The organism is Microbacterium sp. 1.5R, assembly GCF_001889265.1.
Lineage (GTDB): Bacteria > Actinomycetota > Actinomycetes > Actinomycetales > Microbacteriaceae > Microbacterium.
In genome coordinates this window covers 996,226-1,014,770 of the sequence record NZ_CP018151.1, presented here as the reverse complement: position 1 = coordinate 1,014,770, position 18,545 = coordinate 996,226, and the positions used below count along the sequence as shown (strand labels likewise).

Annotated in this window: 18 protein-coding genes; 14 read left to right on the top strand and 4 right to left on the bottom strand. The window is 69.0% G+C overall.

From position 1 onward, the window contains the following. Nucleotides 1-193: 193 nt before the first annotated feature. The 3 genes from BMW26_RS04725 to BMW26_RS04715 are packed head-to-tail and all read left to right on the top strand — an operon-like array spanning nt 194 to nt 3,317. Entirely contained in the window at nt 194-1,957 is a 1,764-nt protein-coding gene (locus tag BMW26_RS04725; RefSeq protein WP_072590907.1) for a thiamine pyrophosphate-binding protein, read from the top strand. Between the two features lie 27 nt (nt 1,958-1,984). After that, a complete protein-coding gene (locus tag BMW26_RS04720; RefSeq protein WP_072590906.1) occupies nt 1,985-2,839 on the top strand; it encodes a PhzF family phenazine biosynthesis protein in 855 nt (284 codons plus the stop codon). A 37-nt stretch (nt 2,840-2,876) separates the two neighbouring features. Further along, nucleotides 2,877-3,317, top strand: a complete 441-nt coding sequence (locus BMW26_RS04715; protein WP_072590905.1) for an NUDIX hydrolase — start codon at nt 2,877-2,879, stop codon at nt 3,315-3,317. Between the two features lie 19 nt (nt 3,318-3,336). Here the strand turns inward: BMW26_RS04715 and BMW26_RS04710 are convergent, their stop codons facing one another. Together BMW26_RS04710 and BMW26_RS04705 are read right to left on the bottom strand one after the other, a co-directional pair. Beyond that, complete coding sequence (locus BMW26_RS04710; RefSeq protein WP_072590904.1) at nt 3,337-3,717, bottom strand: VOC family protein; 381 nt, start codon at nt 3,715-3,717, stop codon at nt 3,337-3,339. Nucleotides 3,718-3,929: 212 nt separating this feature from the next. Then, nucleotides 3,930-5,801 carry an FAD-dependent monooxygenase gene (locus BMW26_RS04705; protein WP_072590903.1) on the bottom strand — a complete coding sequence of 624 codons (1,872 nt, stop codon included), beginning with the start codon at nt 5,799-5,801 and terminating at the stop codon, nt 3,930-3,932. A gap of 132 nt (nt 5,802-5,933) precedes the next feature. On the opposite strand from BMW26_RS04705, the gene BMW26_RS04700 reads away from it, so the two are divergent. Next, a complete protein-coding gene (locus tag BMW26_RS04700; RefSeq protein WP_072590902.1) occupies nt 5,934-6,635 on the top strand; it encodes an IclR family transcriptional regulator in 702 nt (233 codons plus the stop codon). Between the two features lie 92 nt (nt 6,636-6,727). On the opposite strand, the gene BMW26_RS04695 is transcribed toward BMW26_RS04700, so the two are convergent. Further along, nucleotides 6,728-8,107 carry an MFS transporter gene (locus BMW26_RS04695; RefSeq protein ID WP_053095414.1) on the bottom strand — a complete coding sequence of 460 codons (1,380 nt, stop codon included), beginning with the start codon at nt 8,105-8,107 and terminating at the stop codon, nt 6,728-6,730. Between the two features lie 154 nt (nt 8,108-8,261). Here BMW26_RS04695 and BMW26_RS04690 point away from each other — a divergent pair, with 154 nt between their 5' ends. From BMW26_RS04690 to BMW26_RS04655, 8 genes are read left to right on the top strand one after another with little or no spacing between them, the layout of a single operon-like run. After that, nucleotides 8,262-9,716: a fumarylacetoacetate hydrolase family protein gene (locus BMW26_RS04690; RefSeq protein WP_072590901.1), complete on the top strand. Its 1,455-nt coding sequence runs from the start codon at nt 8,262-8,264 to the stop codon at nt 9,714-9,716. Then, entirely contained in the window at nt 9,713-10,399 is a 687-nt protein-coding gene (locus tag BMW26_RS04685; protein ID WP_053095412.1) for a GntR family transcriptional regulator, read from the top strand. The genes BMW26_RS04690 and BMW26_RS04685 overlap by 4 nt, the downstream gene beginning before the upstream one ends. Further along, entirely contained in the window at nt 10,396-11,892 is a 1,497-nt protein-coding gene (gene hpaE, locus BMW26_RS04680) for a 5-carboxymethyl-2-hydroxymuconate semialdehyde dehydrogenase (RefSeq protein WP_053095411.1), read from the top strand. The genes BMW26_RS04685 and hpaE overlap by 4 nt, the downstream gene beginning before the upstream one ends. Nucleotides 11,893-11,905: 13 nt before the next feature. After that, nucleotides 11,906-13,069, top strand: a complete 1,164-nt coding sequence (gene hpaD, locus BMW26_RS04675; RefSeq protein WP_056277430.1) for a 3,4-dihydroxyphenylacetate 2,3-dioxygenase — start codon at nt 11,906-11,908, stop codon at nt 13,067-13,069. 50 nt (nt 13,070-13,119) lie between these two features. Then, nucleotides 13,120-13,905 carry a fumarylacetoacetate hydrolase family protein gene (locus BMW26_RS04670; RefSeq protein ID WP_056277427.1) on the top strand — a complete coding sequence of 262 codons (786 nt, stop codon included), beginning with the start codon at nt 13,120-13,122 and terminating at the stop codon, nt 13,903-13,905. Further along, entirely contained in the window at nt 13,890-14,693 is an 804-nt protein-coding gene (locus tag BMW26_RS04665; protein ID WP_072590900.1) for an HpcH/HpaI aldolase family protein, read from the top strand. The genes BMW26_RS04670 and BMW26_RS04665 overlap by 16 nt, the downstream gene beginning before the upstream one ends. Before the next feature lie 58 nt (nt 14,694-14,751). Further along, complete coding sequence (locus BMW26_RS04660; RefSeq protein WP_072590899.1) at nt 14,752-15,999, top strand: MFS transporter; 1,248 nt, start codon at nt 14,752-14,754, stop codon at nt 15,997-15,999. 22 nt (nt 16,000-16,021) lie between these two features. Then, a complete protein-coding gene (locus BMW26_RS04655) occupies nt 16,022-16,744 on the top strand; it encodes a DUF6882 domain-containing protein (protein WP_072590898.1) in 723 nt (240 codons plus the stop codon). A gap of 20 nt (nt 16,745-16,764) precedes the next feature. Here the strand turns inward: BMW26_RS04655 and BMW26_RS04650 are convergent, their stop codons facing one another. Continuing rightward, nucleotides 16,765-17,241, bottom strand: coding sequence for a DUF4188 domain-containing protein (locus tag BMW26_RS04650; protein WP_072590897.1), 477 nt, complete (start codon nt 17,239-17,241; stop codon nt 16,765-16,767). 65 nt (nt 17,242-17,306) lie between these two features. On the opposite strand from BMW26_RS04650, the gene BMW26_RS04645 reads away from it, so the two are divergent. Together BMW26_RS04645 and BMW26_RS04640 are read left to right on the top strand one after the other, a co-directional pair. Beyond that, nucleotides 17,307-17,867 (top strand): TetR/AcrR family transcriptional regulator, encoded by a 561-nt coding sequence (locus BMW26_RS04645; RefSeq protein ID WP_072590896.1) that lies wholly within the window; start codon nt 17,307-17,309, stop codon nt 17,865-17,867. Between the two features lie 61 nt (nt 17,868-17,928). Further along, nucleotides 17,929-18,483 (top strand): hypothetical protein, encoded by a 555-nt coding sequence (locus tag BMW26_RS04640; RefSeq protein WP_056277411.1) that lies wholly within the window; start codon nt 17,929-17,931, stop codon nt 18,481-18,483. Nucleotides 18,484-18,545: the final 62 nt, after the last annotated feature.

Below are 18,545 nucleotides of genomic sequence, written 5' to 3'. Positions count from 1 at the left end.
TCCGTGTCGCGGTTTCGGCGGTGTTACGCGCGCAAGTCGGCGCCGCGTCGGCACGGGCGCGATAGGATCGACGCGTCCGGCGCTCTCCGACGCCGGTGCCTGAAAAAGAGGCACGAAGCTCCCCACGATGACGCGGGGGCGAGACACATACGGAATACGAACGTTCTCCGTCCCTGTCTCGAAAGGCTTTCGCATGCCCTCCGTCTCCGCGCACGTCGCACTCACTCTCGCCCAGCACATCGACGCCGTCTTCGGTGTGATGGGCAACGGCAACGCCTACTTCCTCGACGCGATCGAGACCCAGACGGATGCCGTCTTCACGGCCGTCCGTCATGAGCAGGGCGCAGTGGTCGCCGCCGATGCGCACTTCCGCGCGTCCGGCAGGATCGCCGCGGGCACCTCGACCTACGGCGCCGGTTTCACGAACACCCTCACAGCACTCGCCGAGGCCGTGCAGGCGCATGTCCCCCTCGTGCTGGTGGTGGGCGATGAGCCGACGTCCGGCCCTCGTCCGTGGGACGTCGACCAGATCGCCCTGGCCTCGGCGGTCGGTGCCCGCACCTATACGGTCGGGCACGCGGATGCCGCAGCCACCACCGTCATCGCGATCGAGCACGCACTGACCTACCGCGTGCCCGTCGTGCTGGCGATCCCCTACGACGTGGCCTCACGCGAGGCCGGCCCGGTGCCCGAGGCTCCGCTGCCGCGCATCCCCGCGCCGCTCGCGCCGCGCGGCGAGTTCGCCGAGGGCACGCTCGACGAGATCGCCCAGGCGCTTCACGGAGCATCGCGCCCCTTCCTGCTGGCGGGTCGCGGCGCCTGGCTCGCGGGGGCCGGTGCGGCGCTCGGCGAGCTGGCGACCCTCACCGGCGCTCTGACGGCGTCGTCGGCGCTGGGGCGCGGTGTCTTCCCCGACACCCGGTTCGACCTCGGCGTCACGGGAGGATTCGGGGCCGACGGCGCCATGCAACTCGTGCGCACCGCCGATGTCGCCGTGGTGTTCGGCGCCTCGCTGAACCAGTTCACGATGCGATTCGGCGAACTCTTCGCACCGGGCACCAGGGTCTTCCAGATCGACATCGCGCCCGCAGCCACGCACCCGCACGTCGGCGGCTTCGTGCGTGCGGATGCTCGCGTGGCGGCCGAGGAGCTCGTCGCCCGGGTCGGCTCGCTCGGCTCCGGCGCCGCCCCTGAGAGCGGTTCTGCCGAGCACGGCCTCGGAGCGGAGGCACACCGCACCGAGACTCCGACTGTCCAGCACGGCGAGTCGCACCCGGCATCCGACGCTGTGCCCGCACAGCCGTGGCGCGAGACGGTCGACGTCGAGGCCGCACGCGCGTACGACGAGGGCGACGAGCTCGCTCCCGACGGACGCCTCGACCCCCGCTCCGCCGCCCGCCGCATCGCCGAGCTCCTGCCCCCCGACCGCGTCGTCGTCTCCGACGGCGGCCACTTCATCGGCTGGGCGAACATGTACTGGCCGGTCGAGGCCCCCGACCGCATGATGATGGTCGGCACCGCCTTCCAGTCGATCGGGCAGGGCTGGCCGAGTGTGGTCGGCGCAGCCCTCGCCCGCCGCGAGTCGACCGTCGTGCTGACGTCGGGCGACGGCGGCGGACTCATGGCGATCGCCGACCTCGAGTCGGCAGTGCGCGCGGCAGCGGGTCGAGGCATCGCCGTGATCTGGAACGACGCCGCCTACGGTGCCGAGGTCAACCTCTACGGGCTCAAGGGGCTCGCCGAGGGCCCGATGCGCATCCCCGAGGTCGACTTCGCGGCGTTCGGTGCCGCGGTGGGCGCGGAGGGCGTCGTCGTGAAGACGCTCGCAGACCTCGATCGACTCGCCACATGGACGCAGGAGGATGCTGCGACGCGGCGGTTCCTGCTGCTCGACCTGCGCATCTCGGGTGACGTGATCGCGCCCTACCAGCAGGAGATCATCCGCGTGAATTCCTGACCTCGCCGAGTCGCTAGGCTCCTCGTCATGACCGAGAATTCCGGAGTCCTGCGATACAGCGCATTCGCCGCGACGCCCGACGGCGGCAACCCCGCGGGAGTCGTACTCGATGGCTCAGATCTGAGCGACGAGCAGATGCAGCGGATCGCCGTGGACGTCGGGTTCTCCGAGACCGCCTTCCTCGTCGCACGCACCGACGGCGACGGTGTGCCGCGCTACCGGGCGCGTTACTGGTCACCGGCGGCTGAGGTGCCGTTCTGCGGACACGCGACCGTCGCGACGGCGGTCGCCCTCGCTGAACGCGACGGGCCGGGCGATGTCGTGTTCGACACGAACGCGGGCGCTGTGACGCTGCGCTCGACGGTGGATCGGGATGGCGCGGTGACCGTGTCGTTCACGAGCGTCGAGCCGCAGGTGCGCGATCTCGACTCCGACGTGCTCGACCGGTTCCTCGCGCTGCTCGGACTCACCCCGGCGGATCTCGATGAGCGCTTCCCCGCCAAGGAATCGTTCGCCGGCAACTGGCATCCGATCGTCGTGCTCCGTGATCGGGAGCTGTTCGATCAGTTCCGCTTCTCGCCCGCCGAGGTCGCCGCACTCATGCGCGAGCAGGGGTGGTTCGGCACCTCGACAGTGCTGCACGCGGCGAGCACCGCCGACTTCGATGCCCGCAACCTCTTCCCGGTGGGACGGATCACCGAGGACCCGGCGACGGGCTCGGCGGCTGCATCGGTCGGGGCGTATCTGCGCGACCTCGGACACCCGGCGACGACCGTCCGCATCCATCAGGGCGCTCACGTGCATCGTCCGAGCCTCTTGACCGTGACGATCCCGCCGACCGGCGGAATCGAGGTCTCCGGCGGGGCGTTCCTCCTGACCTGAGCCCGTCGTCACACACCCGCTGCGTTAGCCTTCCGAGATGCCTGCCATCCGCAACATCGCCGTCGGCCTGCCCGTCAAGGACGGACACCTGCTCGCGCTCGAAGGGCACGACGCCTCGCGCGGCCTGGACTTCCTCCGGGCGATCGGCGGCGGGATCGAATTCGGTGAGACCGCCGCAGAAGCTCTCGGTCGCGAGTTCATGGAGGAGCTCGGCGTCACTCTCGAGGGCGCCGAGCCACTCGGCGTCTTCGAGAACATCTTCACGTACGAAGGCGCGCCCGGTCACGAGATCGCCCATGTGTTCGCGGTGACATCCGCCGAGCTGGATGCGGTGCCCCTCGACGCCGAGCTTCACATCCTCGACGAGGGCAGCCCGGTTCGCTGGGTGCCGATCGACGACATCCGTGCCGGCACCCGCGTCCTGTTCCCCGAGGGCGCACCGGAAGCGCTGCTCACCCTCGTCGAGCGCGTCCGGTGAGCGTCCGGATCACAGCACGTCAGGACTGCGCGCCGTAGTCGGGAAGCTCCTGCAGTGTCCAGGTGTTGCCGTCGGGGTCGTCGAAGGTGACGAAACGGCCCCACGCCTGCTCATCGACCCCCTGCGCCTCGACGCCGAGGCCCTTCAGGTGCGCCAGCGCCTCATCGGCATCCGGAACGACCACCTGGATCGTGTTCTGCTGCCCAGGGAGCAGTCCCTCGCCCAGGTTGGTGCCGAAGGCGATCGAGCAGGCCGACCCCGGCGGTGTCATCTGCACGAACCTCAGGCCCTCGTAGGGCACCTGATCATGATCGGCGTGGAAGCCGATCCTCTCGTAGAACTCCTTCGACCGGTCGACATCCGAGACCGGGACGAAGATCAATTCGATCTTCCACTCCATCGCGCATTCCTCCTGTCGGGGCGCCTTCGCCCATCGGCCCTCAGAGTACGCGGGGCCTCCGACACCCGCCAGAGGCTCTCGCCGGAAGCAGTCTGCGCTCGTCACTGACGCCCGATGGGGAGGAGATCTGCGATCGGGAGGGCGCACTGCGCAGGAAGCACCTCCGGATCGCAGATCCCCTCCGGATCGCAGATGCCCTCCGGATCGCAGGCTCAGGATGCCGGCAGCAGCGCCCCCTCGAAGAACGACGCCAGCTCGTCCGTCGCGTCGAGGGGCAGGATCGCGGCGACGTACTGATCGGGCCGCACCACGACGATGACACCGTCGCGCGACAGCTCCCGCGCCTCGAAGATGTCGGTCTCGGTCCACTTCGACGGGCCGGCCGCGTAGACCTTCTCCCAGTCGGTGAGCCCGAGCGGACCGGTCTTCGGCTGGAACAGCGCAGGCGCCGAGGTGACCTCGACCTCCTCGTGCGGCTGCTGGTAGATCGCCTTGACGTCGAAGACGGCATCGGTGTCGGCATCCGCAGGCGTGAACCGGGAGAGCACCGGAGCCGCCGACTCGGCCCACGCGTCGAGCGTCGCCGCATCGCGACCCGCGAACGCGTAGACGCGCCAGCGCCCGTCCGCCTTGGCGTGGTGCCCGAGATGGATCGCGTTGCCGTCGCCCACCCGCACGACCTCGGCCGACTTGAAGCGCTTGCCGAGGGGGAAGCCGCCCGCGAGTGCCTGATGTGCGTCCGAGCCGGTGATCATCGACGAGGTGTACTGCGTCATGAAGCCGGAGGGGAACTCCGCCGTCGCCAGGTAGTACGTCGCGAGGTCCGTGGGGTCGGTGATCTCCGACGGCTTGCGCGCCATCAGGGTCGACCACTCCCGATCGAAGTCGATGAGCTGCTGCGCGACCGGCCGACGCTCAGCACCGTAGGTCGCGAGCAGCGCCTCGGGCGCCCGACCGGTCAGTACCGATCCGAGCTTCCAGCCGAGGTTGAATCCGTCCTGCATCGACACGTTCATGCCCTGGCCGGCCTTCGCGCTGTGGGTGTGGCAGGCATCGCCCGTGAGGAACACGTGCGGCGTGCGACCCGACCCGTCGATCACGTCGTCGAACCCGTCGGTGACCCGGTGGCCGACCTCGTAGACGCTGTGCCACGCGACCTCCTTCACGTCCAGCGTGTAGGGGCTGAGGATCGCGTTCGCCTTGGCGATGATGTCCTCGATGGGCGTCTGCCGCACGCGGTGGTCGTCGTCCTCGGCGACCTCGCCGAGGTCGATGTACATCCGGCTGAGGTACCCGCCCTCCCGCGGGATGTGCAGGATGTTGCCCGCCTCCGAGTTGATCGCGCACTTGGTGCGCCAGTCGGGGAAGTCGGTGTTCACGAGGACGTCCATGACACCCCAGGCATGCGCGGCGCTGCCGCCGACGTGCGTGCGGCCGATCGCCTGGCGCACGCCGCTGCGTGCGCCGTCGCAGCCGACGACGTACTTCGCGCGGATCGTGCGCTCTTCGCCGGTCCGCTCCCCTGCGACGTAGCGCAGGGAGACCTCGACCGGGTGCTCGCCCTCGTCGTGCACGGTGAGTCCGGCGAATTCGATGCCGTAGTCGGGCGCGATGCGGCCGGGACCGTTCGACGCCGCCTCGGCGAAGTAGTCGAGCACGCGTGCCTGGTTGACGATGAGGTGCGGGAACTCACAGATGTCGTAGGCGTAGTCCGCCGTCCGCGACGTGCGGACGATCTCGTCGGGCTTCTCGGGATTCGGACCCCAGAAGTTCATCCAGCCGATGTTGTAGGCCTCGGCGATGATGCGCTCGGCGAATCCGAACGCCTGGAACGTCTCGACGCTGCGCGGCTGGATGCCGTCGGCCTGCCCGAGCACCAGACGGCCCTCGCGCTTCTCGATGATGCGCGTGGAGATGTCGGGATACTGCGACATCTGCGCCGCGAGCAGCATGCCGGCGGGACCCGAGCCGACGATCAGCACATCGATCTCGTCAGGGAGGTCGGCGGGCCGGTCCGCGCCGAGCCCCGCGGCGTCCTTCACGCGGGGGTCTCCGGAGACATAGCCGTGGTGGTGGAACTGCATCGTCGTCGATTCCTTCCGGACTTCTCTGTCAGGTATTGCCTTCGAACGGCACTTGTTCTATATTCGAACACGACGTTCTACTATTGAACACAGCTTAGGGACGGTCGTCTCGAAACGCAAGGGAGCGCACGCATGCCCGAAGGCACTCCGGCCTCGCAGACCCTGAGCCGCGGCATCCGCATCCTGGAGGTTCTCGCCGATGCGCGGATCCCCCTCACGATCGACGAGATCGCGGGGCGACTCGACGTGCATCGCTCGGTCGCCTATCGCCTGCTGCGCACCCTGGAAGACCACCGACTCATCGGAAGGGACGCCTCAGGCGCCGTGACCCTGGGACCGCGCATGGCCGCGCTGGCAGCGGGCGTGGCTCACGATCTGCAGGCCGAGGCCATCCCCGAGCTGACCGCGATCGCCAACGAGCTCGGCATGACCTGCTTCCTCGGCGTGCTCGACGGCGATGACTGCATCACGCTCGCGAGCATCGAACCCCGCCACGCGATCGCGAGCGTCGCCCAGCGACCGGGCGCCAGGCACTCCGTCACGGTCGGAGCGCCAGGCAAGGCGATCCTCACGCAGCTCCCGGTGTCCCAGTGGCCCGGAGAACCGGGGGCGACACTGCGCGCAGAGGTCGACCGAGCTCGCGCCCGCGGATATGCGACGAGCCATGACGAGGTCATCCCCACCGTGCAGTCCGTCGCCGTGCCCCTCGTGCTGCGCGGCCAGCGGCCCGCGGCGATCGCGGTCGTCCACGTCGCGACCGCCCTCGACGACGCCGAGATCGCGGACCGCCTGAGGCGCTCGGCATCCGCGATCCGCGACGCGCTCGACGGCTGAGCGCTCGGCGGCGGAGAACCGGACCGACGCTCTCCTGCACACGCACGAACGCACGCCCGCCAGGCGGACGTGCGCTCGTGCGTGGATGCGGGTCAGGCCCTGGCGAGCCCGCGGATCGGGCTCACGGACTGCTCCTCCTCGTGATCCGGCCCCAGCGGGATGCCCGAGCGATCACGCAGCAGCAGCGTCGCCACGAGGCCGAGCAGCGTCATGCCGGCGAGGTACCACGTGACGGCCTGCGTCGAGCCGGTCGCCTGCACGATGGCGGTCGCGATGGTCGGCGCGAACGCACCGCCGGCGATGGCGCCGATCGCATACGAGATCGAGACGCCCGAGAAGCGGATGCTGGCGGGGAAGAGCTCGGTGTAGAGCGCCGCCTGCGGCCCGTAGGTGAAGCCGAGACCGATCGTGAGGATCGCGAGGCCGGCGAACAGCAGTCCGACCTGGCCTGTGTTCACGAGCGGGAAGAGCGTGAACACACCGACGAGCTGCATCACCCAGCCGATGATGTAGGTGGTGCGCCGACCGATGCGGTCCGACAGCCACCCGGCGATGAGCGTCGTGATGAGCCAGGTGACGGCCGAGCCGGTGACCGCCCACAGCACCGGTCCGCGCTCGAGACCGATCGGGCCCTCGGGGTTGGTGGCGTAGCCCTGGATGTATCCGCCGGTCGTCATGTACCCGACCGCGTTGTTTCCGGCGAAGACGAGGGCGGCGACGATGACGAGCAGGAGGTGCTTGCGGAACAGCTGCACGATCGGCATGCTCGCCTTCTCCTTGCGCTCGGCGAGCTCGATGAACACCGGGCTCTCCTCGACCTTGCGGCGCACGTAGTAGCCGACCAGGATCAGGACGACGCTGAGCAGGAACGGGATGCGCCAGCCCCACTGGATGAACTGGTCTCCGGGGGCGATCGCCGTCATCAGCGCCATCACTCCCGACGCGAGCAGCAGACCGAGCGGCACACCGATCTGGGGCGATGCGCCGAAGATCCCGCGCTTCTTCTTCGGGGCGTGCTCGACGGCCATCAGCACCGCACCGCCCCACTCGCCTCCGGCCGAGATGCCCTGCAGGATGCGCAGCAGCACCAGCAGGATGGGTGCGGCGATCCCGATCGCGTCGTAGGTCGGCAGGACTCCGATGAGCGCGGTCGCCGCTCCCATCAGGATCAGCGTCCACATGAGAACGGTCTTGCGCCCGAGCTTGTCGCCGTAGTGTCCCGCGAGGAACGCTCCGAGCGGGCGGAAGAGGAAGCTGACGCCGACGGTGGCGAAGGCGATCAACGCGCTGTTCGCGCCGAGCGGCTCGAAGAAGAGCTGCCCGAAGACCAGCCCGACCGCCGTGGCGTAGATGAAGAAGTCGTACCACTCGACCGTGGTGCCGACGACGGTGGCGAACACGACCCGGCGCCGATCGGCCGGTGTCGCGATGGTGCCGGTGGGTGTGAACCCAGCCTGTGACTGCCCGCTCATAGGGGTGTCTCCTTTGATTGTGACCGCATTGTCACGGCTCGCGTCCGAGGTGTGTCGAGTTGCTTGCCGAGGGGTGACACGATGATATATGATTTCGAATACGACGCACAAGGCGTCGACGTGAAGCGCGAGGAGGCGCCCCGTGACGGCATCCATGACCCGCCCCGGCAAGATCATCGCGATCCATCTGAGCTACGCCTCCCGTGCCGACCAGCGCGGCCGGCGCCCCGCAGCTCCCTCCTACTTCTTCAAGCCGGCGAGTTCCGTCGGTGTCTCCGGGGGCACGGTCGAGCGCCCGGCCGGCACCGAGCTGCTCGCCTTCGAGGGCGAGATCGCGCTCGTTATCGGCACCCCTGCCCGCCACGTCTCGCTCGATGACGCGTGGAGCCATGTCGGCTGGGTCACCGCCTCGAACGACCTCGGCCTCTACGACCTGCGCGCCAACGACAAGGGATCCAACGTGCGATCCAAGGGCGGCGACGGCTACACGCCTCTCGGCCCAGAGCTGATCGACGCCCGCGCGATCGACCCCGCGGCCCTGCGTGTCCGGGCCTGGGTCAACGGAGACCTGCGTCAGGACGACACCACCGCCGGCCTCATCTTCCCCCTCGCCCAGCTGGTCGCCGACCTCTCTCAGCACTTCACGCTCGAACCCGGCGACGTCATCCTCACCGGCACGCCGGCGGGTTCCTCCGTGATCGTCCCCGGCGATGTGGTCGAGATCGAGGTGGATGCTCCGGATGCCGAGGGCTCCCCCTCCTCGGGACGCCTGGTGACCACCGTCACGCAGGGCGATGTGCCCTTCGACGCCGAGGTCGGCTCGCTTCCCGCCGTCGACGACCTGCAGCGCACCGAGGCATGGGGCTCCCGCGAAGACGCGGGTCTGCCGCCTGAGGCCACGTCCGCGCTGTCCCCCGAGCTCCGCGCCAAGCTGTTGGAAGCTCCGACAGCCGGCCTCTCGTCGCAGCTGCGCAAGCGCGGACACCACTCGTGCTTCATCGATGGCGTCTCTGCGAACCTCCCCGGCAGCAAGATCGTCGGCACGGCCAAGACGCTGCGCTTCGTGCCGTTCAGAGAAGACCTGTTCGCGAGCCATGGCGGCGGATACAACGCCCAGAAGCGGGCGTTCGATGCCGTCGGCGAGGGCGAGATCATCGTGATCGAAGCGCGCGGCGACGCGACCACCGGAACGCTGGGCGACATCCTCGCGCTCCGCGCCCGCGCCCGGGGCGCCGCCGGAGTCGTGACCGACGGCGGTGTGCGCGACTTCGACGCGGTCGCCGAGATCGGCCTCCCGGTCTTCTCGCAGGGCGCTCATCCCTCGGTCCTCGGACGCAGGCACGTGCCGTGGGACTCCGACGTCACCATCTCGTGCGGCGGCGCCACGGTCCAACCGGGCGACATCATCGTGGGCGACGGCGACGGCGTCATCGTGATCCCTCCCTCGCTCGCCGAGCAGGTCGCAGACGATGCTCTCGCGCAGGAGATCGAGGACGCGTGGATCGCCGAACAGGTCGCCGCCGGACATCCGGTCGACGGCCTCTTCCCGCTCAACGCCGCATGGCGGGAGAAGTACGAAGCCGCCACCGGCACCGGTGCCGGCTCATGACGACGGTGGCGAACTCCAGCAAGTCGGAGCAGGCGTACGCCTGGATCCGCTCGCGGATCTCGGGACACGTCTTCGGCCCCGGTTACCGTCTGGTGCTGGGATCGTTGGCGGAAGAGCTCGGGATGAGCGTCGTGCCGGTGCGTGAAGCGATCCGCCGGCTCGAAGCCGAGGGCCTCGTGACGTTCGAGCGCAACGTGGGCGCGCGGGTGACCCTCGTCGACGAGAGCGAATACGCGCACACGATGCAGACGCTCGGGCTGGTCGAAGGCTCGGCCACCGCCCTCTCCGCTCCCTTCCTCGACGCCGAGGCGCTCGACGCCGCGGAGGCGGTGAACGAGCGGATGATCCAGATGCTCGGTCATCTCGACGCCCACGCGTTCACCGAGCTCAACAGGCAGTTCCATTCGCTGCTCTTCGAACCCTGCCCGAATCCGCACCTGCTCGACCTCGTGCACCGCGGCTGGGCGCGGCTGTCCGGCATCCGGGATTCGACCTTCGCCTACGTGCCCGGCCGGGCTCAGCACTCGGTCGAGGAGCACGCGCAGATCCTCGAGCTGATCCGAACGGGCGCCGACCCGCTCGAGATCGAGCTCGCCGCCCGCAACCACCGCCTGCGCACGAGGGACGCCTTCCTCGACGCGCTGCACACCCGTTCTCACCACAACTCAGGAGACGAGTCATGACCGATTCCCGCATCCCCGCAGACCTGCCCGACCACATCCAGCACTACATCGACGGAGCGTTCGTCGACTCCGTCGACGGTGACACGTTCGATGTGCTCGATCCGGTGACGAACAAGACCTACACGACCGCAGCCGCCGGCAAGAAGGCCGACATCGAGCTCGCCGTCGCCGCTGCCACGCGCGCGTTCGACGAGGGCCCCTGGCCTCGGATGCTGCCGCGGGAGCGCTCGCGGGTGCTGCACAGGATCGCCGACATCGTCGAGTCGCGGGATGCCCGCCTCGCCGAGCTCGAGTCGTACGACTCCGGCCTGCCGATCACCCAGGCGCTCGGCCAGGCCCGCCGCGCGGCCGAGAACTTCCGCTTCTTCGCCGACCTGATCGTCGCCCAGTCCGATGACGCCTTCAAGGTTCCCGGCAAGCAGATGAACTACGTCAACCGCAAGCCGATCGGCGTCGCCGGGCTCATCACCCCGTGGAACACGCCGTTCATGCTCGAGTCGTGGAAGCTCGGCCCCGCACTCGCGACCGGCAACACCGTGGTGCTCAAGCCCGCCGAGTTCACGCCGCTCTCCGCCTCGCTCTGGGCGGGCATCTTCGAGGAGGCCGGGCTGCCGCAGGGCGTGTTCAACCTCGTGAACGGCCTCGGCGAAGACGCCGGAGACGCCCTCGTGAAGCACCCCGACGTGCCGCTCATCTCGTTCACGGGCGAGAGCTCGACCGGACAGCTGATCTTCGGCAACGCCGCACCGTTCCTCAAGGGCCTGTCGATGGAGCTCGGCGGCAAGTCCCCCGCCGTCGTCTTCGCCGATGCCGATATCGAGGCGGCGGTCGACGCGACGATCTTCGGCGTGTTCTCCCTCAACGGCGAGCGCTGCACCGCCGGCTCCCGCATCCTCGTCGAGCGCTCCATCTACGAGGAGTTCGTCGAGCGCTACGCCGCCCAGGCGAAGCGCGTGAAGGTCGGCTACCCGCACGACCCGGCCACCGAGGTCGGCGCGCTCGTGCACCCCGAGCACTACGACAAGGTGATGAGCTACGTCGAGATCGGCAAGACCGAGGGACGCCTCGTCGCCGGCGGCGGCCGCCCCGAGGGCTTCGACGAGGGCAACTTCGTCGCGCCGACGGTGTTCGCCGACGTCTCCCCCGATGCCCGCATCTTCCAGGAGGAGATCTTCGGCCCCGTCGTCGCCATCACCCCGTTCGACTCCGACGACGAGGCGCTCTCGCTCGCGAACAACACGAAGTACGGCCTGGCCGCCTACATCTGGACGAACGACCTGAAGCGCGCCCACAACTTCGCGCAGTCCGTGGAGGCGGGCATGGTGTGGCTGAACAGCAACAACGTGCGCGACCTGCGCACCCCCTTCGGCGGCGTCAAGGCTTCGGGCCTGGGCCACGAGGGCGGCTACCGCTCGATCGACTTCTACACCGACCAGCAGAGCGTGCACATCACGCTCGGCGGCGCGCACAACCCGACCTTCGGCAAGAACTGAGCAAGGACCCGACATGACCGACAAGACTGCGAAGACGCTGACCTCCTCGGGCTACTACGTGAGCCAGGAGGCTCCGATCGAGACCGCCAACCCGATCGCGACGCCCGAGAGCACTCCCCCGGACGTGCTGCGCTGCGCCTACATGGAGCTGGTCGTCACCGACCTCGCGGCCTCGCGGGTGTTCTACGTCGACGTCCTGGGGCTGTATGTCACCGAAGAGGACGACGAGGCGATCTACCTCCGCTCGACCGAGGAGTTCATCCACCACAACCTCGTGCTGCGCAAGGGGCCGGTCGCCGCTGTCGCCGCGTTCTCCTACCGCGTGCGCTCAGCTGAGGATCTCGACCTCGCCGTGGCGTTCTACACCGAGCTCGGCTGCGACGTGCGCCGCAACCCGGAGGGCTTCGTCAAGGGCGTCGGCGACTCGGTGCGCGTGGTCGACCCGCTGGGCTTCCCCATCGAGTTCTTCCACCAGTCCGACCACGTCGAGCGCATGTCGTGGCGCTACGACCTGCACATCCCGGGCGAGCTCGTTCGACTCGACCACTTCAACCAGGTCACCCCCGATGTGCCCCGCGCCGTGAAGTTCATGCAGGACCTGGGATTCCGCGTCACGGAGGACATCCAGGACGACGAGGGCACCGTGTACGCCGCCTGGATGCGTCGCAAGCCCACCGTGCACGACACCGCGATGACCGGCGGCGACGGTCCGCGCATGCACCACGTCTGCTTCGCGACGCACGAGAAGCACAACATCTTGGCGATCTGCGACAAGCTCGGAGCCCTCCGCCGCTCCGACGCGATCGAGCGGGGCCCGGGCCGTCACGGCGTCTCGAACGCGTTCTACCTCTACCTCCGCGACCCCGACGGTCACCGTGTCGAGGTCTACACGCAGGACTACTACACGGGCGACCCCGACAACCCCGTCATCACCTGGGATGTGCACGACAACCAGCGCCGTGACTGGTGGGGCAACCCGGTCGTCCCGTCCTGGTACACCGAGGCCTCGCTCGTGCTCGACCTCGACGGCAACCCGCAGCCCGTCGTCGCCCGCACCGACGACTCCGAGATGGCCGTCACGATCGGTGCCGACGGCTTCTCGTACACGCGACCCGGCGACGACGAGGCCATGCCGGAATACAAGCAGGGCGAGTACAAGCTCGGCCACCAGCTCTGATCGATTCATCCGCAGGTTCGCACGCAGGTTCGCACACAGAGGAGAGACGGATGCTGTCAGCAGACATCGTCGCGCAGATCGCCGGAGAGCTCGCCGAGGCCGACCGGACCCACTCCGTGATCCCCCGGATCACCGCCCGGTACCCGGACGCGACGGTCGAGGATTCGTACGCGATCCAGGGGGTCTGGCGCGACTCGCAGATCGCCGCGGGACGCCGTCTCGTCGGACGCAAGATCGGATTGACGTCGAAGGCGATGCAGCAGGCCACCGGCATCACCGAGCCCGACTACGGGGTGATGTTCGACGACACCGTCTACGAGTCGGGTGCCGAGATCCCGGTCGACCACTTCTCGAACGTGCGCATCGAGGTCGAGCTCGCGTTCGTGCTCAAGCATCCGCTCGAGGGGCCCGACTGCACGCTCGACGACGCCCTCGCCGCGATCGACTACGCCGTGCCGGCGCTCGAGGTGCTGAACTCGCACATCGAGCTCGAGGGCAGGACGATCGTCGACACGATCAGCGACAACGCCGCCTACGGGGCCATGGTCCTCGGCGATGTGCACAGGCGCCCGGACGAGATCGACCTGCGATGGGTGCCCGGCGTGCTCTCGCGCAACGGCGAGATCGAGGAGACCGGAGTCGCCGCCGGCGTGCTGGGCCACCCCGCCACCGGCGTCGCCTGGCTCGCGAACAAGTTCCACCAGCACGGCGCGCGTCTCGAGGCCGGCGAGGTCATCCTGGCAGGATCGTTCACACGCCCGATGTGGGTGTCTCGCGGCGATCAGGTGCTGTGCGACTACGGACCGATGGGAACGATCGAATGCCGCTTCATCTGAGCCCCTCCTTCCGCGAGCATCTCGCCGCCTCCGATCGCCCGCTCATCGGGATGTGGGCGTGCTCCGGCAGTTCTCTCGTCACCGAGGTGGCTGCGGGCTCGGGCCTCGACTGGCTGCTGATCGACATGGAGCATTCGGCCAACACGCTCGAGTCCACGCTGCTGCAGCTGCAGGTCGTCGCCGCCTATCCGATCACCCCGGTGGTACGCGTGCCGTCCAACGACACCGTGGCGATCAAACAGGTCCTCGACCTCGGAGCACAGAACCTCATCGTCCCGATGGTCTCGTCGGCCGAGGAGGCACGCGCGGCCGTCTCGGCGACCCGCTATCCGCCAGAGGGCGTCCGAGGAGTCGGAAGCGCGCTCGCCCGCAGCGCGCGCTGGAACCGGGTCGACGGCTACCTGCGCGACTCGGCTCGGCACACCTCCCTCACCGTGCAGATCGAGACGGTCGCCGGGGTGGAGGCCGCCTCCGAGATCGCGGCGGTCGAGGGCGTGGACGCCGTGTTCGTGGGCCCGTCCGACCTCTCCGCGTCGATGGGACTGCTCGGCCAGCAGACGCATCCGGATGTCGTCGCCGCCGTCGAGCAGGTGTTCGCCGCGGTCGCGGCCGCAGGCACGCCCGTCGGCGTGAACGCCTTCGATCCCTCCGCCGCCGATGCGTACACCGCCGCCGGCGCGGACTTCGTGGCGGTCGGTGCCGACGTGGCGATGCTGGCACGCGCATCCGAGGCTCTGGCCGCCCGCTTCATCCCGGCATCCGACGACACGACCCGCGCCAGCTACTGACGCCTGCCGCTGCCCTCGAGTGGCAGGATTGACGGATGCAGAGCAGCGACGAGCCGTCATGATCCGCACCCTCGCAGCGATGCAGGACCGAGGATTCCGCTGGTTCTTCCTCGCCCGCGCCATCACTCTGATCGCAGGGTCGATGTCGTCGATCGCACTGGCCTTCGCCGTGCTCGAGATCGACAACGACGCACGCTCGCTCTCCCTGGTCCTGGCCGCCTTCACCGTCAGCAACATCGTCTTCCTGCTCTTCGGCGGCGTGATCGCCGACCGGCTGCCTCGCGCGCTGATCATCCAGTCCTGCTACGTCATCGACATCCTGACGGTGGGGGCGATGGCCGCCCTCCTGTTCAGCGGCACAGCCACGGTTCCCCTGCTCGCTCTGCTGTCGGTCGTGAACGGTGCGTCCACCGCGTTCGTGCTCCCCGCCATGCAGGGGATCATCCCGCAGCTGACCTCCCCCGAGCACCTGCAGCAGGCCAACGCGATGCTGTCGTTCGTGCGCTCGGCGACCACGATCGGCGGCCCGATCATCGCGGGCATCGTCGTGGCCGCGGCCGGCCCCGCCTGGGCCATGGTCGTGCAGGCGATCGGCTGGGTCATCGCGATCCCCGTCCTGGCGATGGTCCGACTGCCTCCGCCTGATCATGCGGGCGGAACCACGATGTTCCACGACCTCAGGATCGGGTGGCAGGAGTTCTGGAGTCGCACGTGGCTGTGGGTCATCGTTCTCGCCTTCATGGTGATGAACGCCATCCACATCGGCGCGTGGGGCGTCGTCGGTCCGTACATCGCCAAGAACGACGAACGGCTCGGCATCGCCGGCTGGGGGTGGGTCGTCAGCGCCGAAGGCGTCGGCATCCTGCTCATGACCCTCGTCCTGATGTGGTTCCCGCTGAAACGCCCCCTGCGCTACGGCATGATCGGCATGGCCGCGTTCGCGATCCCGCTCACCGTCCTCGGAGTGCACCCCGCGGTGGTGCTGCTCGCCATCGCCGCCTTCCTCGCCGGCGCCGGGGCCGAGGTGTTCAGCACCGGGTGGAACCTCGCGATGATGGAGAACATCCCGGGCGACAAGCTGTCCCGCGTCTCGAGCTACGACATGCTCGGCAGCTTCGTCGTGATGCCGATCGGCACCCTCGTCTACGGCTGGCTGATCACCCGCAGCGATGTCGAGACGGTGCTGGTCACCTCGGGGATCCTCTATGCCGTGCTCGCCGCCGTGACACTGGTGGTACCGAGTGTCTGGCGGATGGGCCGCCCCTCCGATGCACTGTCCCCGCGCTCGGAGTTGGCGGATTCATAGCAATCCGGGCGAGACTGTGGGCATGACCTTCGCCGCGCTCCAGCCGCTCGCAGACCGTGCCGCACTGTTCTCCGCCCTCCGTCAGGACTCCCTGGCCACCGCCCTCGAGGACCTCGGTGACAATCGATGGGATGCCGACATGGCGGCGGGCACCCTCACCTTCACCTCGAGCGCCGATGCCACGCGCCGGCTCGTGGCCCGCGCCCACCTCGTCGCGACGATCGCCCCCGGTCCCCGCTCGCTGCTCTGGGCGTGGGCGCACCCGCAGGGCGACCCTGCCGGCATCGCCGGCCAGCTGCGCGATTACGGCAGGGAGCACGGCATCCCGGAGCTGAGCGAGCAGGAGCTCCCCTTCCCCGTGGACGCCGCCGGCGACGCCGACTGGATCACCGCAGCCGCCCACACGGTCGGCGCGGTCGCGGTCGAGCTCACCGGTCGAGCGCCCTACCACCTCGCGCCGGTCGGCGGCGGCACGTACGCCGTCTTCCTGCTCGATGCGCCGCTCCCCGCCCTGACCGTCGCCGCAGCCTCCATCGCCCTTCCGCGGATCCTCTCGGGCCTGGCTCTGCCTGATGCCCGGACGGCGGTCTGGGACGCCGCCCGTCTCGCCGGGTGGAACCTCACGTGGACCGACGAGGCGTTCTCGGGGGCCACGGTCGCCGACGGCACGGGCACTGCGACCTTCCGCTTCGACGAGCAGGCTCGCATCACGAACATCGAGAGCAGCCTGCACCCCCAGGGCTGAGCTCTGATGATGCCGGCGCGTCAGCGACCCATCCGCTGGCGCGCCGTCTTCATGCCCGGCCCCACGGGGACGTGCGCGGTCGCCGCCGCGAGTCCGAATGCCGGCATGTCGACGTAGACGGCCTCCAGATCCGCTGTCGGCACCTGATAGGTCTCATGCCACACGCCGACGCTCCCCGTTCCCTGCAGCGTGCGCATGAAGTCGCGCCAGGGCTGCAGATGGGGTGCGTCGCGGTCGGCGGCGAACCGCTGCAGATGCTCCGGACTCTCCCAGTACGACAGCAGGATCGTCGTGCGACCGAACCAGCTGTGCACTCCGAGCATCCCCGCCTCCGGGTGCGTCACGAGATGCTGCAGCATCGGGGGCATCTTGCTGGCCGTCCGCCACACCCTGCCGAGCTGCCACCACCGATTGGCTCGCATCCCGATCAGGAAGACCGTCACATCCGATCGTTCCGGAGCGGCGGTGAACCTGCCGGGGAAGACGTGCTGAGTCATGCGCTCTCCTTGGAACATCGTTACGTAACTGCGTTATGCAACAACGTTACGATAAGATCGATCCCATGGCAAGACCTCCCCTGTACGACGACGCCCTGCGCGACCGCCTGCTCGACGCGACGGCCGAGATGGTCGACGACAAGGGACCCGAGCGGATCAGTCTCCGCGACATCGCACAGAACGCCGGCACCTCGACCTCAGCGGTCTACGCGCTGTTCGGCGGGAAGACCGAACTGCTCGTCGCGGTCATCGAGCACGGCTTCGCGTCGTTCGGCGAGGCGCAGGCCACGGCCGAACCGGAAGGGCTCCGCGCACTCGGATTCGCGTATCGGACGTGGGCGATGGAGAATCCCGCGCTCTACCGCCTCATGTTCGGCGGCGGAGTGGCGACCGAGGACTGCCGCCCCGCTGACGCGACCATGAGCATGGCGATGGCGCCGCTCGTGCGCGCGCTCGCGGCCCGCGTCGACGAACCGCAGGTCATGGCCGCCGCTCTCACCGTCTGGGCGCAGGTGCATGGAGCCGTGAGCCTCGAACTCGCCGGGGTCACTCCCCCGCTCGTCCCGTGGGACTCCGTCTACGGCACCGTGGTCGATGCGGTCGAACGCGCGTTTCCCGCACGCTGATCCCCACCAGGCTCCGCAGGGAGATGCCGCGGCATCCGAGAGTGTGTGGAATTCTGGTCAGATGAAGAACGGAATCGTCCGGTTCGCCGCGCTCTACGTGTTCAACGTCGCGGTGCTGTTGCTCATCGGCCTGCTGTCGTCGGGTGTCTCTGTCGGGTTCACCGCGCTGTGGGCGGCCGTCATCCTGACGCTCGCGGCGCTCTTCGTGAAGCCGCTGCTCACCGCGGCGTTCCGCAACGCGGCGGCGAAGTCCGCGGCCGATCGCACGAGAACCGGCGAGAAGGTCGTCCAGTACGTCCTCGTCTATCTCGTCGAGCTGCTCATCTGGGTGGCCGTCGTCTGGCTGAGCGGCGTCCGCGCCTCGGGCTTCTGGAGCTACGCGCTCCCGCCGCTCTTCCTGCTGTTCGGCTGGATGATCTACGACCAGGTCGACGACAGGCTGCGGGCGAAGGCCGGCGAGCTGTACGACGCCGTGCAGGGCAAGGTGTCGCGCCGCAAACCGGCGCCCGCAGCCTCCACGCCCGCCCCGGAGACGACCGCCGCCGCGGAGGCGCGGGAGGAGCTCCACGACGGTCTGACCCCGGAGCAGCGGCGGATGCTCGACGAGCTGGGCTGAACGCAGACGGTCCCGATCCCGGGCCTCACCCCGATCCGCAGGCGGATCGGACGGGGAAGTGC